General features: G+C 27.5%; 14 protein-coding genes. 7 read left to right on the top strand and 7 right to left on the bottom strand.

Annotated features, from left to right (window positions below; translation table 11 throughout):
- Window positions 1-3 precede the first annotated feature (3 nt).
- The 4 genes from RT575_RS07715 to RT575_RS07700 all read left to right on the top strand — a co-directional run bounded on the left by RT575_RS07715 (window position 4) and on the right by RT575_RS07700 (window position 3,530).
- Window positions 4-504, top strand: coding sequence for a regulatory protein RecX (locus tag RT575_RS07715; protein ID WP_313579966.1), 501 nt, complete (start codon window positions 4-6; stop codon window positions 502-504).
- 218 nt (window positions 505-722) lie between these two features.
- On the top strand, window positions 723-1,364 hold the full coding sequence (locus RT575_RS07710) for a hypothetical protein (RefSeq protein ID WP_313579964.1): 642 nt from the start codon (window positions 723-725) through the stop codon (window positions 1,362-1,364).
- 207 nt (window positions 1,365-1,571) lie between these two features.
- Window positions 1,572-2,891 (top strand): dihydrolipoamide acetyltransferase family protein, encoded by a 1,320-nt coding sequence (locus RT575_RS07705; RefSeq protein WP_313579962.1) that lies wholly within the window; start codon window positions 1,572-1,574, stop codon window positions 2,889-2,891.
- A gap of 144 nt (window positions 2,892-3,035) precedes the next feature.
- A complete protein-coding gene (locus RT575_RS07700) occupies window positions 3,036-3,530 on the top strand; it encodes a hypothetical protein (RefSeq protein ID WP_313383600.1) in 495 nt (164 codons plus the stop codon).
- On the opposite strand, the gene RT575_RS07695 is transcribed toward RT575_RS07700, so the two are convergent.
- Together RT575_RS07695 and RT575_RS07690 are read right to left on the bottom strand one after the other, a co-directional pair.
- Window positions 3,514-3,996, bottom strand: coding sequence for a hypothetical protein (locus RT575_RS07695; RefSeq protein ID WP_313579960.1), 483 nt, complete (start codon window positions 3,994-3,996; stop codon window positions 3,514-3,516). The two genes, RT575_RS07700 and RT575_RS07695, sit on opposite strands and share 17 nt — an antisense overlap.
- A 131-nt stretch (window positions 3,997-4,127) precedes the next feature.
- Window positions 4,128-5,648 (bottom strand): Do family serine endopeptidase, encoded by a 1,521-nt coding sequence (locus RT575_RS07690; RefSeq protein ID WP_313579958.1) that lies wholly within the window; start codon window positions 5,646-5,648, stop codon window positions 4,128-4,130.
- Between the two features lie 174 nt (window positions 5,649-5,822).
- Here RT575_RS07690 and dapF point away from each other — a divergent pair, with 174 nt between their 5' ends.
- From dapF to RT575_RS07675, 3 genes are read left to right on the top strand one after another with little or no spacing between them, the layout of a single operon-like run.
- Window positions 5,823-6,599 (top strand): diaminopimelate epimerase, encoded by a 777-nt coding sequence (gene dapF / locus RT575_RS07685; protein WP_313579956.1) that lies wholly within the window; start codon window positions 5,823-5,825, stop codon window positions 6,597-6,599.
- A gap of 4 nt (window positions 6,600-6,603) precedes the next feature.
- The gene (mltG, locus tag RT575_RS07680) at window positions 6,604-7,626 is read left to right on the top strand and encodes an endolytic transglycosylase MltG (protein WP_313383594.1); all 1,023 of its coding nucleotides are present in this window, start codon (window positions 6,604-6,606) and stop codon (window positions 7,624-7,626) included.
- A 27-nt stretch (window positions 7,627-7,653) separates the two neighbouring features.
- A complete protein-coding gene (locus tag RT575_RS07675) occupies window positions 7,654-9,054 on the top strand; it encodes an FAD-binding oxidoreductase (protein ID WP_313579954.1) in 1,401 nt (466 codons plus the stop codon).
- A gap of 31 nt (window positions 9,055-9,085) precedes the next feature.
- On the opposite strand, the gene RT575_RS07670 is transcribed toward RT575_RS07675, so the two are convergent.
- The 5 genes from RT575_RS07670 to RT575_RS07650 form a co-directional block, all read right to left on the bottom strand.
- Window positions 9,086-11,107 (bottom strand): hypothetical protein, encoded by a 2,022-nt coding sequence (locus RT575_RS07670; RefSeq protein ID WP_313579999.1) that lies wholly within the window; start codon window positions 11,105-11,107, stop codon window positions 9,086-9,088.
- Between the two features lie 83 nt (window positions 11,108-11,190).
- On the bottom strand, window positions 11,191-12,375 hold the full coding sequence (locus tag RT575_RS07665) for an ABC transporter permease (RefSeq protein ID WP_313579952.1): 1,185 nt from the start codon (window positions 12,373-12,375) through the stop codon (window positions 11,191-11,193).
- Complete coding sequence (locus RT575_RS07660) at window positions 12,365-13,528, bottom strand: ABC transporter permease (protein WP_313579950.1); 1,164 nt, start codon at window positions 13,526-13,528, stop codon at window positions 12,365-12,367. Before RT575_RS07660 ends, RT575_RS07665 begins: the two co-directional genes overlap by 11 nt.
- A 22-nt stretch (window positions 13,529-13,550) precedes the next feature.
- Window positions 13,551-14,537 (bottom strand): efflux RND transporter periplasmic adaptor subunit, encoded by a 987-nt coding sequence (locus RT575_RS07655; protein ID WP_313383589.1) that lies wholly within the window; start codon window positions 14,535-14,537, stop codon window positions 13,551-13,553.
- Between the two features lie 8 nt (window positions 14,538-14,545).
- Complete coding sequence (locus tag RT575_RS07650; RefSeq protein WP_313579948.1) at window positions 14,546-15,928, bottom strand: TolC family protein; 1,383 nt, start codon at window positions 15,926-15,928, stop codon at window positions 14,546-14,548.
- Between the last annotated feature and the right edge of the window lie 128 nt (window positions 15,929-16,056).

Raw genomic sequence — 16,056 nt, 5'->3', positions numbered from 1 at the left:
GGAATGAATTTCCCTCAAAAAAATAATACTAAAAAAATATATACAATTGATGAGATTAAAGATAAAATGGCTAAATATTGTCTTTATCAAGATCGATGTCATTGGGAAGTTGAGAAAAAAATTCGTGAATATGATTTGATTCCTGAAGCTAAAAATGAAATTATTTTTAAATTAATTGATTATGGTTTTCTAAATGAAGAACGTTTTGTTTTTAGTTTTGTTAGAGGAAAAGTAAATCAGAAAATGTGGGGAAAAAATAGACTTCGACAGGAATTGAAAATGCGTAATATTGATCAAAAATTAATTGATTCTGCATTTAAAGAGGAAATTGATTCTGATAAATATTGGATAAATATCACTCGTCTTGCTGAAAAAAAATACAATAGTTTATACAGTGAACGTGATTCGTTTAAGAAAATAAATAAAATAAAATCCTTCTTAGTTTATAAAGGTTATGAATTTGATTTGATAAATGATGCGATTGAAACATTAAACATTAAATAAAAAACTTCTTTATTTATTGTACAGAATATGCGTTAGGGATTGACGTGAAAATCCTTTTTATGTAGCGTTTTAGCGAAATAAAAAGATTGTAACAAAAAGCCCGCCCGAAGTGAACGCCCAAAAAGCTTTACAACTCATCCTATTAAAAATACAATTCAGTAAACTAATTTTTCATATAGATACAACTGTGTCTAGTTTTACACTAAAACAAACACAATATGGAAAATCTTATAAAAATAATTATCTACGTTCATGCTTTTTTTGGAGGAATAGGATTAATAGCTGGAACAGCAATTATGTTTTCGAAAAAAGGGAATTTACTTCATAAGAAGTTAGGAAAAATTTTCTCTGTAGGAATGTTAATCAGCTCTGTAATTTCTTTATTTATTTGCATGTTTCCTAACCATCATAATTCATTTTTATTAATGATTGGTATTTTTACAATTTATATGATTTTAATGGGGAATAGAGTTATAAACTATAAAGAGGAAGGATATAAAAATTATTTTGATAAAATTATTTCGGGAATAATGTTAACAATTAGTGTTATTATGATTGTATTTACAATTTATCAAAAAATATTTTATGATAACTTTCCTATTTTATTATTAATATTTGGAACTCTAGGATTTTTTATGTCTTACAAGGACTTCGTATTTTATAAAAATGAAAATAGACATAAAAAATGGTTGATTTCTCATGTAGGAAGAATTGTGGGAGCCTATATAGCTTCTGTTACAGCTTTTCTTGTTGCTGGTGCAGGTTTTGGTAATAATTTCTATGCTTGGATATTACCTTCTATTATTGGGACTATTTATATTGTTTTTTGGGGAAGAAAATTAAATAAGGCTATTGCTTAAGGAGAATATTTTTAAATTTTATATGATTCTAAAATAATATCAATTTGATAAATTTTATATACTTTAAAAGGTTAAAATTATTATATTATCAATAATTCGATTAAAAAATCAGAATAATATATTTTAAAAAGTTGCTATGATAATTTATCTCTGTTTTTTTGAATAAAAAAAATGTTTAGCTTTGTATGAAGCAAATAAACACAAGCAATGTCTGATTATAAATTAATTCTGCCTTCTATGGGAGAAGGTGTAATGGAAGCTACTGTTACCAATTGGTTGAAAAATGTTGGAGATACAATAGCAGAAGACGAGTCTGTTGTAGAAATAGCAACAGATAAAGTTGATTCTGATGTTCCATCGCCAATAGCAGGAGTTTTAAAAGAAATTTTAATCCCTGTTGATGGTATAGCAAAAGTTGATGAACCGATTGCTATTTTAACTATTGAAGGTGAAGTAGAAAATGAAGTTTCAAATAATTCAGAGACAAAAGTTAGCGAAGTACAAGAAAGTAAAATTTCTGAAGCTGCTACTATTTTAAATAAAGAAATAGAATCTATAAAAACTGAATCTATCACATCTATAGAAGATAAATTTTATTCTCCTTTAGTAAAATCTATAGCAAAAGAAGAAGGTATTTCTCAAACAGAAATTGATAGTATTGTTGGAACTGGAAAAGATGGACGTGTTACAAAAGATGATATTCTAGGTTTTGTAAAAAATAGAGGAAACCAATCTTCAAGTAATATAAAAGAAGAATCTACAAGACCTGTTGAAAATAAAGTCTCAACTCCTCAAGCTGCTCCTATAACAATAGGAAATGGAGATGAAATTATAGAAATGGATAGAATGCGTAAGATTATTGCGCAAAATATGGTTCAATCTAAACAAACTGCTCCTCATGTTACTTCTTTTGTAGAAGTAGATATGACGAATATTGTTCTTTGGAGAAATAAACACAAAAATGAATTTGCAAAAAAATATGGTGAAAAGATTACATTTATGCCAATCTTTATTGAAGCTGTAACAAAAGCAATTCAAGATTTCCCAATGATAAATGTTTCTGTTGATGGAGATAAAATCATTAAAAAGAAAAATATAAATATTGGTATGGCAGCAGCTTTACCTAGTGGAAACTTAATTGTTCCTGTTATAAAAGATGCTAATCAATATAATTTAGCTGGTTTAGCTAAACAAGTGAATGATTTGGCAAATCGTTCTCGTCAAAACAAATTGAAGCCAACTGAAATACAAGGAGGAACATATACCATAACAAATATTGGTACATTTGGTAATATTTTAGGAACACCTATTATTCCTCAACCGCAAGTAGCTATTTTAGCTGTTGGTGCAATTGTGAAAAAACCTGCTGTTATTGAAACTCCACAAGGAGATATGATTGCTATTCGCCATAAAATGTATTTATCACATGCTTATGACCACAGAGTTGTAGATGGAGCATTAGGTGGTATGTTTGTAAAACGTGTAGCTGAATACCTAGAAAGTTTTGAAATAAATACACCAATATAACAACAAAATTATTTCATTAAAATCCGGCTTTAAAGTCGGATTTTTTTGTTTAGTTATATAAATAAAAAAAGAAAAATATTTTATCCTTAAGTAGGATACAATTCAATGTTTTTGCTAACTTTAACTAAATATATCATATACTATATGGCTACATTCATATCAATATTAATTCTTCTATTAATTTTTGTTATTTTAATTTCAACATTTTTTATTGTTGCAGTTTCTGATGCAAAAGTTAAAAAAAATAAAGAACAATTTATTTTCGAAAATTTACCAGATAATATTGTTCTAAAATCTGTTATACGCTATAATATTGGACGACCTCAAGGAAAATTTTTAATGATGAAATCTTTTCAAGGAAGTGGTGTACTTTATGTAAATGATAATAAAGTTATTTTTCAGGATATTTTAAATAAAGAAGACCATACTTTTGATTTAAAAACATGTAAAATTTCTTGGGTAGAAAACAAAATTAATGGAATTACAAATGCTTTCAAGATTGCTGATCACGAAATCATAATATTTTTTTACATTGATCAAGGAGGTTTTATATTCAATACAATTGAAGAGAATATTTCTACTTCTGAACTTTTTAATCGTTTAAAGGCATTAAAAAAACAACTTAAAAAAGCTGAGTAGGTAAATGAATTGTTAAACCAGCTCTGATACCACTCATGTCTTTAAAGTTATCATTATTTCTAAATTCAAAAGAATATCCTGCGTTTATTTCTAAAAGACTTAGAACTGCAAAACCTACTTTTGGTGTAACTGTCCATGGAGAGACTTCTGCACGAATAACATAAAAAGCAGAACTAATATTAGAGCTATAAGGATCTCCTGTATTATTACTGAAATTAAACATATATCCTGCTCCAACCTCTGGCATTATACGAAATTTATCTTTCATATAACCCATGTTAGCATTAGCACTAAAAGTTAGTATATTATTATTCTTTTGAACAAGAAATAAATCTGTACCCACCTTTCCAAAATTTCCATTCCAATATTCATATCCCAAATTAACTGTAAAATATTCAGTTAATTTTTGTTGTGCATTGGTAGGGATAAAAGTAAAAAGTACTAAGAATGCTACTATTTTTTTCATGCTATAAAATTAATATATTTTATAAAATATTAATGCAGATAGAAAAAATTTTAACTACAAAAATAAATAGCTACAACATTACTGTTATAGCTATTTATTATAAAGATTTTATAAATGATATTATCGACTCATTAATTCATTGTAAAACCTTTTGTATATATTCTTCCATAATAATCAGCAAATTTTATAGAAACACGTCCTTTATAATTTTTTAGAACTTTTTCTATATCTGCTTTAGAACTAACTTCTTTATCGTTTACAGATAATAATATAAAATCATCTTGTACACCAGCTTGAGCTAACTTAGCTGTATTATCATTAATTTTTACAGAAACCCCATAATTAATACCAAAACTATCTTTTTGACGCTCTGTTAAAGGTTCAAAATCTGCACCTAAAATTTCTGTTGGAGTTAAATCGGCTTTACTTCTAACTTTAGTACTTCCTTTTGCGTCTTTAAGAGTAATTGTATATGTTTTTTCTGTATTACCTCTTCTCACTTTCAATGCAACTTTATCTCCTGGTCTTTTACTACCAACAATAAATGATAAGTTAGAGAAATTTGTAATTGGTTTTCCATCTACTTCTTTGATGATATCTCCTTCTTCAATACCAGAATCTATTGCAGAACCTTTAGAAACTAATTCGGTTACTAAAACTCCACTTTCTGATTTTACATTTTTCTTGTATTGTTTATTATATTGTTTAACTGCATCATCATTTGATAAATCAAATCCCATGATACCTAAATATCCACGTTGTACAATACCGTAAGATTTAATATCTTCAACAACTTTTTTAACTAAGTTAGCAGGAACAGCAAAACCATAACCAGAATATGCTCCCGTTGGAGAAGAAATAGCCGTATTAATACCTATTAAATCTCCATTTGCATTTGTTAATGCTCCTCCTGAGTTACCAGGATTAATCGCTGCATCTGTCTGAATAAATGATTCGATTGGTGATTCAGAATTTTTACCAAGAATATTAATACTTCTTCCTTTTGCAGAAACAATACCTGCTGTTACTGTAGAAGTTAATCCAAATGGATTACCTACAGCTAAAACCCAATCACCAACATTAATAGCATCAGAATCTACAAATTTTGTAAATGGTAAACCCTTGTCATTTATTTTTAATAAAGCAATATCTGTACTTGGATCTGTACCAACTAATTCTGCGATATAACTTTTTTGATTATTTAATGTTACTTCTATTTTTGAAGCACCAGCAATAACGTGATTATTTGTTACAATGTAACCATCTTGAGAAATAATTACTCCAGATCCCATTCCTGATGGTTGATCTTGATCTGGTTGTTGCTGTTGTTGTCTTCTTTGTTGTTGCTCTGGTTGACCAAAAAAGAAATCGAATGGATCAAAAAATTGTTGTTGTTGTTGTTGTTGTCTTTGATTCGAATAATTCTTAATACTAACAACAGTATGTACTGCTTTATTTGATGCCTCTACAAAATTAGGCGCATTATAACCATAATTTCCTTTATAATCAACGAGTTCAAAATCTCCATTATTACTATTCTTAGCATTCGAGATTAAAGGACTATTTTCTTTGTTATTCACAAAATAAAAACCTCCTAAAGTTGTCATAGAACTTACTAATCCAACTAATAAATAACCTGTATATTTTTTCATCTTAATGTTTTAAGTTTTTTATTTTAAACTGATAAATCAAATTTAAGACCAAAATTTTAACATTTGAAACATGTTTAACTGATATTAACACTGAATTATAAATATTTTATAACAGTAGTAATAAGAGATAAAAAAGTTTTTAACTTTGCTATCTATATATAAAAGTATAAAAGATTGAATTTAAAATTTTATAAATATCAAGGCGCTGGAAATGACTTTGTAATGATTGATGATCGTGATGGTCAATTTCCCATTTCTACTGAACTTATCAACAAATTATGTGACCGTAATTTTGGTATAGGTGCGGATGGATTAATATTATTACAGAATGATGAGAATTCTGATTTTAGAATGGTTTATTTTAATTCTGATGGAAATGAAAGTACTATGTGTGGAAATGGTGGACGTTGTATTATACGATTTGCTAATGATTTAGATGTCGCTTCTGACAAAATGACATTTAATGCCATTGATGGAGTTCATCATGGTATCGTTGACACTGACATAATTCGTTTACAGATGATTGATGTAAATGAAGTTGAAAACCATGATAAATACTTTTTTATGAATACAGGTTCACCTCATCATGTAGAATTTGTAAAAGACATAGATCATATAGATGTTTACGAAAAAGGAAAAGAGATACGATATGGTGCTCCTTATTTTGAAAAAGGTACCAATGTAAACTTTGTAGAAATTTTACCAGATGATTCTTTAAAAATAAGAACATACGAACGTGGTGTTGAAAATGAAACATTAGCTTGTGGAACTGGAATAACAGCTGCTGCTATTTCTGCTTATGTAAAAAATATTATCAATAAGAAAGAAATTCAAGTAAAAGCTCTTGGAGGAAATTTATCTGTAAATTTTGAAGAAAATAATCATAACTTTATCAATGTTTGGTTAAACGGACCAGCTGAAAAAGTTTTTGAAGGTGTAATTGAAATTTAATTTTATGAAAAAAATTAATTTAATCATTGTATTAATCTGTTCATTCCTATTTGTTGGATGTTCATTTTTAGATGGATTTAAAGGGAATGTAACTAAAGATGGATTTATTTACATTACAAAAGGAGCTAAATTCGAACAGGTTTTAGATTCATTAAAACCATATTTAAAAGATGTAAATCTTTTTACTGAATATGCAAATAACGAAGATTATCCTGCTACTATAAAATCAGGAAAATATAAAATATTAAAATCAGATACTAATCGTGATATCATTGATCGTCTACAAGATGGTGATCAAGAAGAAGTGAAACTTAGAATTAAAAATGAACCTACTATTTATCATTTAGCTGCTTCTGTTTCTAAACAAATTGATGCGGATTCTATCCAAGTTTTAACTGCTATTCGTGATTTTGTAAAAGAACAAAACGATTCTACGTTAAATGATGAAACAGTAAAACAATATTTTATTCCAGAAACTTATTTTGTTTATTGGGGAATTACTCCAGAGAAATTTATGGATAAAATGTACAATCAGTACAAAAAAGTTTGGAATGATGAACGTTTAGCAAAAGCAAAAGCTTTAAAAATGACTCCATTACAAGTTGTTACGTTAGCATCTATTGTTCAATTAGAATCTTCTGATAACATGGATGAACAACAACGAGTTGCAAGAGCATATATGAATCGATTGGCGAAAGATATGCGATTAGAAGCTGATCCTACATCTATTTATGCTTATAAAATGGAGAATGGATGGGATCAAAAAATTCAACGTGTTTATAAAAAATGGACATGGTCTTCTAATGCTTATAATACGTATCGAAATAAAGGTTTACCTCCTGCTCCTATTTGTTTACCAAATCTAGGTGCAATAGATGCTGTATTAAATCCTGCAAATCATGATTATATTTTCTTTGTTGCTGATCCTGCTAAACCAGGTTATCATGTTTATACAAATGATTATCAAGAACATTTAAAAAACGCTGAGAAATATAAAAATTGGTTAAAAGAAAATAATATAAAATAATTGTATCTTTAAGCTAAAGAAGTTAGCATGATACAAAATAATTATACAAAAAGAGAATTCCTAAAATTACTTGGTACAGGTAGTTTAGGAATTTTTTTTATGTCATTTTATTCGTTTGATGATTTTTTTGAAGAAGATCTTATTCTATTGACAAAAAAAGATAAGAATTATGACAACTTCAGAAAGTCTTTTAATAAAAGAATTGATAAATACCCACAATATATTGCTTTGTGTAAAACTGAAAAAGGAGTACAAAAAGCGATAGCTTTAGCAACTGAAAAAAAATTAAAAATAGCTATAAGAAGTGGTGGACATAGTTTTGAGGGATTTTCTAATATAGACAATGGATTATTAATCCATCTTGGGTTAATGAATAAAATTTCGTGGCAAAAAGATAATTCTATCATTTTGCAACCTGCTTGCTTACTTCAAGATATTTATGCGAATATTTTACCACGTAAACGAGTAATTCCTGCTGGTTCATGTGGAACTGTAGGAATTGGAGGTTTAGCATTAGGTGGAGGTTATGGATTTTTTAGTCGTAAATATGGCTTAACTTGTGATAATCTTCTTCGTGTAAAGATGATTGATTATAATGGTAATATTATTGATTCTACTACTGATTCTGATTTACTTTGGGCTTGCAAAGGAGGTGGAAATGGAAATTTTGGTGTAATTACTGAAATGCATTTCAAAACTTACCAAGCTCCACCATCTTTTAGTGGTTATCGCTTAAAATTTTCTAATCTCACGAAAGATAAGTTCATTCAATTGATAAAATTATGGTTCAAATCAACAGAAAATTTACCTCGTGAAGCTTTTTCTGCTTTTGTTCTTAATGGTAAATTTCTTACTATTTTATTTACTAATTATGAATTAAATCAAGATAAATTTGAAAATTACTTTTCTGAATTAATTCCATTAGCTAATGATTATAAACCAATGAAAGATAGAAATCTTGCTGCTGCTTTAAAAAATTATTATGGTGTTAAAGAACCTATTTATTTTAAAAATGCCTCCGCTGGTTTATATAAAAATATTAAAGATATAGAAAATGGCTTAGAAGATATATTTAATCAAGTAACTTCTACAAAGGGAATTATTTATCAAATAAACACATTAGGTGGGAAAATAAATGATATTAAATCTACGGATACAGCCTATCCTCATAGAGATATTAATTACTTAAGTGAATTACAAGCATATTGGGATTTACCAAATCAAGAAGTAAAGTTTATACAAGCATTTGAGACAATACAAAATACAATTAGGAAATTAGGAAATATAAAACAATACAGAAATTATCCTGATATTAATTTCCCAGATGCTAATAAATCTTATTTTATGGATAATCTAACCAGATTACAACAATTGAAAAAGAAATATGATCCAAACAACATATTCGATTATCCACAGGTTATAAAATAAATAAAGCACTTCTAAAGAAGTGCTTTATTATTTATTTGAATATTTTTTTCATTTTAAATTTTATCCAGCTAGAAAGACCTGGTTCTATAATATCTATTCCTAAGCCAAAATTACTATCAGCAATAATATGATGATGAGCTCTGAAATTTTCAAAATCCTTTAATTTGATTTCGTGATTAGTTTGAGGTTTAAATTCTATATGTGTACTTCCTCCATTATTTGTAATATTCTTTTTACTGGAGAACGTGAAAAATTTATCTTTTATGGAAGATTCTTGTATTGTATATTTTTCACTTGTATCAATTTTTTGGTCAGTAGAAAGGTTAATTTCATACTTCTCACTATCGAAATTATGCCAAAAACTTGCATCTTTATGTATAAAATCTCTAACGTTATTTTTAGTAATATTACGATCAAAATACATTAAGAACCTTTCTTTTGTTACACGATCAGTAAAATAAGGATTTTCTATTTTAGCAACATATTTTATTCTAAACTCATTCAACTTTTTATCATCAGAAATTACATCAATTGATGTTTCTTTAAAAATATCTCTTAAATCCATTTCTGGTCGGTCTCCATTATAATTCAATGCATTATAAAAAAAAGAATTCCAACTATCTATTATTTCTCTTTTATTCGTGTTCTTAAAATATCTTCGCATATTATTTGCTCGATTATATCTAAATAACGTTTCAGCTTCTAAAGAACCTATATTTCCTTTTACATTAACAGTTACCTTTTCATCAATACAAAATTTTGGAAATTCATAAGCTGGGCGAGCTTGTAATTGTTGATTAGGTTTTATTTCTAAATAATGACAGAAATAAATAAAACTTCTATTCTCTAACCAACCAAATTCTCCACGCATTGTAGGATCTACATAATATGTTTCTCCTTTATGCTCTATTTTTACAATAACATGATTAAATGCTAATAATGATGGTAAATAATATTTTAAATAAAAGTCTGTATTATAATTAAGTAAAATAATTGAAGAATCTAAACCTAAATAGTCGAAAATAACTTTTAATAAAATAGATTTAGCTTTACAATCTCCTTGTTTATTGTTATAAGTTACATCCGATTCTTGTGGTTTATGACCACTCATTTCATCAGCATTATAAATATAATAAATATGGTTCTGAACATATTCTATTGCATATTGAATCTTATCTTCTAAATTATCTATTTCATTTAATTTTTCAACTAAATTAGGTGCAAAATCTTCTAATTTAAATTTGTTAATGACCTCATCATAATAAGGGAAGATAAAATTGGACAGTTTTTCCCAATTACTTTTTGTTGCAAAATCTATATAAGGAAAAATTTCTCTATTAGGATCTGTAGGATTTAAATAATTATGAAGTTCTTGTACAAAAGTTTCACCTGAAGGAATTATACCAACTACACTTTCTAATAAATTACCATTCTCATCTCGGAAGAAACTCTTTTTATATTCAAATTCATCATTACGGTGATTGATTAATTCGAATTTATAATTTCCATAAGCCCAATAAGAATCTGGACTTACCCAAATATATCTACTATATTCTTTACGAACAAAGTCTTTTTCTGTAAAAATTTTCTCTTTTGAGTCTTCTAAAATTAATATATCATACAAACGTAAATCTTTGATTGATATATTTATTTTCTTACTCTTATTAATAACTCCAGAACCACTTTCATTTTCATTATCTAAAACTTTTATGGTAATATCTGGTAATTTATCTATTAATTGCCCATCTCTAATTACACTAATTCGGTGAATCAAAAATGTTTCATTTTCTTCTACAATTGTATCGTATGTTGATGCTTTTTCTAAATTAGCAGGATCTGTTAATGTATAAGCTAGATGAACATATTCTATTTGTTTATCTTGAAAAGCAGAGAATTTTTTCTCTAAGAAATAACAATAATCTCTCCCTTCATCTAAAATACTTTTAGAAAAATCGTTTTCTTTCGTTAACTCAATAAGTTGTTCATCAGAAAAGCTTTTTGCCCAACTTTCAGGCTTTATTATTTTGTACAATTCGTCTTGTAACTCTTCCATCATTAATCTTATTTTTATAAAATCTAAATTACAAAAATTATCAAAATAAAAAAATGAGTAGTAATTAATTGAAATTTATAAAATTACTTTTTCAAAAATCTTCTATTAGTCCAAACTGCTATTATAAAATAAAATAAACAAACTCCCCACATTTGTATAAATATATCATTAATTTCTACCAGAGATGCTCCAGCTTGTGTTAAAGCTAAAAATCCTTTTACACCAATTGTACTTGGAAAAAATATAGCTATAATTTTTATCCATAATGGAAAAGCCAATGTTGGATATGACACTCCTCCCATCATCAAAGCTGGAATAGAAAAAACTGTAAGAAGCATTATAGGATCTTCTCTGTTTCTAAAAAAATTCATTAAACTCATCCCTAAAAATATAATAGATAAGGTTACTGGAATAAGAAAAACCATTACTTCTAAAACATTTCCTCTTTGTGGAATTGTAAAAATGTGAAAAATAACTTCTATCCCAAAAAGAAATAATAACATTGATATAATAAAATAGGGTATAGATCTACCTATAGTCATAAAAAAATAACCAAATCTACCTTTAGCTATTTCGAAATTTTTAGAGAACGTATTGTTCTCTCTCATTGTACCGTACAAAACTCCCATTCCTGTTAATTGTAAAGTTTGCATTGCGATTATAATCACTAAAGGGATTACAAATGTTGCATAGCCTTCATCTAGATTATACAAAGAAGTAGAAATAATATTAAAAGGTTTTGAAGAAGCTTGAGCTTCTTTCATTGGTACTCCACTCATCATCGTCTGTTGTAGTTGTAATTGAGATGTGTAAGCCATTAAAGAATTAGATACAGCTTGTAATGTTTTATCATAATACAACATATATGATGCATCACAATAGATTGCAATAGTTGGATTATTCCCTGGTTTTTGTAAATCTTTTGAAAAGTTTTTAGGAATCATTATAATTCCATTTATTTTATTTTCTTCAAATAGTTTTTTAGCATCTTCTAAACTCGTCACTTCATATATTAAATCCAATGATTCTGTATCATTCAACATACGTTTAACTTCATGAGAAATTGTAGTTTGATCATTATCTACATAAGCTATAGGTAATTTTGTAAAGACTTCGGGACTATAAACAAATGTGTAAAAAAAATAAACTGCAATAACACACCCAATATAAATCTCTATTGAAGCTGAATCTTTAAATAATAATTGTTTTTCCTTTTTAGCTGTTTCTATAATTAAAGAAAGAGAGCTAATAATTTTTTTAAACATCATAATGTCCTTTCTTTAATTTTTTATGATATAATGGTATACCTATAACACCGAATAAAGAGAATACTGCAAAAATTATAAGATATATTTTTTGAGCATTACTAAAAATAACTCCTCGAACACCATAATCTACCATAAAACGCATGTATGAAGTATATGGGAATATATAACATAAGTATTGTATAAATTGATTCATCCCTAAAGCAGGAAAAGTATATCCTGCAAAAGAAAAAGCAAGTGCTGTATAATCCCCTCCAATAGTTAGAGCCGTTCTAAAACTAGTTGTTATAGAAACAATGAATAATGCTATACTATGACAGATTAAAATAAGAACAAAAAATAATATATTAACTCCTATAAAACTTCCTCTGAATGGTGTCCCTATTTTATAAAACAACAAACAGTTCATTAAAAATCCAAATGAAAAAAAGATGATTGTATACGGTAAAATTTTTCCTATAATAGCTATGTATATATTTCCTCCAGCTTGGTTCAATAATTCTAAACCTCTATTTTGTTTTAATACTAAACCAAATGTATAAATAGACATAATCATTGCCATTATTTGCAATGCCATTGGTATAAAAGCTATACTCAAATAATAACTATAGCTTGTGTAAGGATTATATAAAATGTGTATGTCTGCATTAATTGGTAATATAGAAGACATAGCTTCAGCAGATGATAAACCTTTTTGCTCTAATGTTTGTAGTACTATACCAGCCATAAAAGTTTGGGCAACTGTCTGAAAACTCTTAAAAATAATTGCACCTGAAAGAAGATATTGTCCATTATATGAGCAATATAAACTAGTATAATTTCCTTTTTCTATATTCCGTTGAAAATTTTTTGGTATTATTATAAAAGCGAATGAATCATTTCTTCTCACAGAACTCTCTCCTTCTAGTTCATTATTTACATTCTTTAAATCTATTGTAGATGTAGCATTAAGCATCATCCCTAGTTGTCTTGAGAATGGTGTTTTATCTTGATCAAGAATTGCTACTGGCAGTTTTGTAGGAACTCCTTTTTCCATTAAAGATCCATAAAAAGCAAAAATGAATATAGGAATACCAAATAAAACAACTAAAAGACGAGGAGTACTAAATATATGAGACCACTCTCCTAAAAATATTTTTAAAATTTTTTTTATCACAATTTATATTATAATCCCACTTTTATTTCAAATCAGCTTCATCTACCAGAGCACTCATTCCTGGTCTTAAACCTTCAATTTTTTGAACTGGATAAGCTTTAATCAAGAATGTTCTCGTATCAAAATCTCCTTGTGTTTTTGTTGCATTCCATGTTGCATAATCTCCTTGAGCTGCTACATATTTAACTTGTAATTGAACTTTTTTATTCTCTAAACCTGGTATAATAGCAAAAAATTTAGTTCCCATTTTAAACTTTGACAATAATGTCTCTTTTATATTAAAAAATACCCAAACATCATTAATATCAATTAAATTTATAATAGGATATCCCATATTTACAAGTTCACCATTATTAGGCATAATTGTTAAAACCTCTCCTTTACGTGGTGCTTTAACTTGTCCTTCATTTCTAATTATAGTTACAGTATTTATAGCATCTTGTGCTTGATTAACTTGCGCTTTAGTTACCTTTTTATCCTCAACACGCGCTCCTATCTTAACCATATCATAGTTCGCTTTAGATACATTTTCTGAATTTATTGCAACTTGATATTGCGTATAGGCTTCATCTCTTTTCTGAGCTGGAATAACTTTATCTTTATATAAATTATCTAAACGAGTATATGTTTTATAGGCTAATTCTTTAGCAGACTTAGCTTGTTGCCATACATTATAAGTTGCTAATATTTCTTGAGAACGAGAACCATTATCAATTTTTTCATTAACTGCTTCTGCAGCTACTTTTACAGATTTAGCTTGCTCTAATTGAGAATCTATTTCTGGTGTACTAATAATTGCTAACAACTGATCTGCTTCAACAACATCACCTTCTTCAACTAAAATTTTATCTATTCTACCTGGTATTTTCGAGGCAACATTTATTTGTTTAGCTTCAACTTGTCCTTGTAAATATGATATAGAAGGAGCTTTCATATACCAAAGTGATACACCTAAAATAACTAGGATTATAAAAACACCTAGTAAAGCATTAATAATTTTATTTTTCATAGGTTATATTAATTTGTATAATTTAAAAATTCTTTACTGAGTCCACTAAATTCTAACAAGTTAGCAAAAGAAACAGTGTAAGCATATTGTGAACTAAGAATTAGTAAACGAATAACTGATAAGTTATTTTCTGCATCAATAACATCTGTAGATGTAGCTAAACCTTCTGAAAAAGCCTTACTACGAACTCTAATTACTTCTGAAGCTAATTTTTCTTGTACTTTCAAATTCTCAATCTCTTCTTGACTTTTCTGAATTTCAAAATATAAGTTTTCCACTAAAGTAATAACATCTTTTTTTGCCTTAGCTTCTAAGAAATCTATACTTTCTCTTGTAGTAATAGCAGCTTTTAGTTCATTCTTATTTTTAAAACCATCAAATAAATTGTAAGTAACTCCTATTCCTACAGCCCAAGGTCTCTCTCTAGAAGAATCTAAAACTCCTAAACCTATTGGATTATTATGTAATAAAATTGTTTGACCGAAGGCTGCTACAGTAGGATAATAGATTGATTTTTTAGCTTTAACTCCTTGATCAGCTAAATCTTTTTGCAATATAATCTTCTGTAATTCAGGATAATTATTAATTGCCGATTGTTTATAAAATTCTAAAGAATTCAAATCTATAATTTCAAAAAAATCAGAAGTTAAATTATCTTTTATATCATCTGTAGCTAGCGTATTTGCTAAAGCTGATCTAGCTATTTTTATAGCTTTTTCTGCTGCTAAAACTTCTCTATTAGATTCTGAAACAGCTACATCTGCAACTAATTTTTCTACTGGAGCAATAATTCCGTTTTCTTCTAATTTAGTGGCGTTATATAAGTGTTTTTTCATTCCATCTAAAACTTGTTTACGAACAATTAAAGCCTCATCCGCTAGCTTTACTTGAAAATAACGTTGTGTCAGTTCCGATATCAGATGATTTTCTGTTCCTATAATAGTTTTAGCTGAAATTTCAGTTTCAATTTCACCAACTTTAACAGCTGCATTGATTTTCCCTCCTGTAAAAATTGGCCAAACAGCATTAAATCCTGCAAAAGCCATTTCTTTTTTAGCAATAGGAATACTCCAGTTTCCTAATATACTTGGATTCGGTAAATTTAAAAAATTAGCTAATCCATTTCGAGCATTATTAAAACCTTCTTTTAAACTTCGATCAAAAACAATACCTGTTGCATATGCATTTAATGAGGGATAACGTAGACCTTTTATAGATTTTGTGATATATTGTTGTGTTTCATTCTGCTTATAAACAACCTTTAATGAATTATTATCATGATACATTCTCTCATATGCATCAGTAAACGATAATGTTTGGGCATTCAATTGTTGAAACAGACTAATTACAATACAAAATCCTATCTTAATGTGGTTTGGTTGGTTGAACATTTTGATATAATTTATATTTTATTAAGCATTTAAATAAAATTGCCTTAAATGAATTTTATTTACTATTATTCATTACTATTTTAATCAAAATTTAAAAAAAATAGCTATGAATAACTTACAAGCAATTT

The organism is Chishuiella sp. (assembly GCF_032109125.1).
Lineage (GTDB): Bacteria > Bacteroidota > Bacteroidia > Flavobacteriales > Weeksellaceae > Empedobacter.
Note: the sequence above shows the minus strand (reverse complement) of the source record. Positions and strands in the feature narration are given on the sequence as shown.

Bases quoted from the DNA above. Each gene is read 5' to 3' on its own strand.
- mltG (WP_313383594.1), top strand. From the start codon at position 6,604: ATGAAAAAAATTAATTTAATCATTGTATTAATCTGTTCATTCCTATTT.
- RT575_RS07705 (WP_313579962.1), top strand. From the start codon at position 1,572: ATGTCTGATTATAAATTAATTCTGCCTTCTATGGGAGAAGGTGTAATG.
- RT575_RS07665 (WP_313579952.1), bottom strand. From the start codon at position 12,375: ATGATGTTTAAAAAAATTATTAGCTCTCTTTCTTTAATTATAGAAACA.
- RT575_RS07670 (WP_313579999.1), bottom strand. From the start codon at position 11,107: ATGGAAGAGTTACAAGACGAATTGTACAAAATAATAAAGCCTGAAAGT.
- RT575_RS07715 (WP_313579966.1), top strand. From the start codon at position 4: ATGAATTTCCCTCAAAAAAATAATACTAAAAAAATATATACAATTGAT.
- RT575_RS07690 (WP_313579958.1), bottom strand. From the start codon at position 5,648: ATGAAAAAATATACAGGTTATTTATTAGTTGGATTAGTAAGTTCTATG.
- RT575_RS07695 (WP_313579960.1), bottom strand. From the start codon at position 3,996: ATGAAAAAAATAGTAGCATTCTTAGTACTTTTTACTTTTATCCCTACC.
- RT575_RS07700 (WP_313383600.1), top strand. From the start codon at position 3,036: ATGGCTACATTCATATCAATATTAATTCTTCTATTAATTTTTGTTATT.
- RT575_RS07650 (WP_313579948.1), bottom strand. From the start codon at position 15,928: ATGTTCAACCAACCAAACCACATTAAGATAGGATTTTGTATTGTAATT.
- RT575_RS07710 (WP_313579964.1), top strand. From the start codon at position 723: ATGGAAAATCTTATAAAAATAATTATCTACGTTCATGCTTTTTTTGGA.
- RT575_RS07655 (WP_313383589.1), bottom strand. From the start codon at position 14,537: ATGAAAAATAAAATTATTAATGCTTTACTAGGTGTTTTTATAATCCTA.
- RT575_RS07675 (WP_313579954.1), top strand. From the start codon at position 7,654: ATGATACAAAATAATTATACAAAAAGAGAATTCCTAAAATTACTTGGT.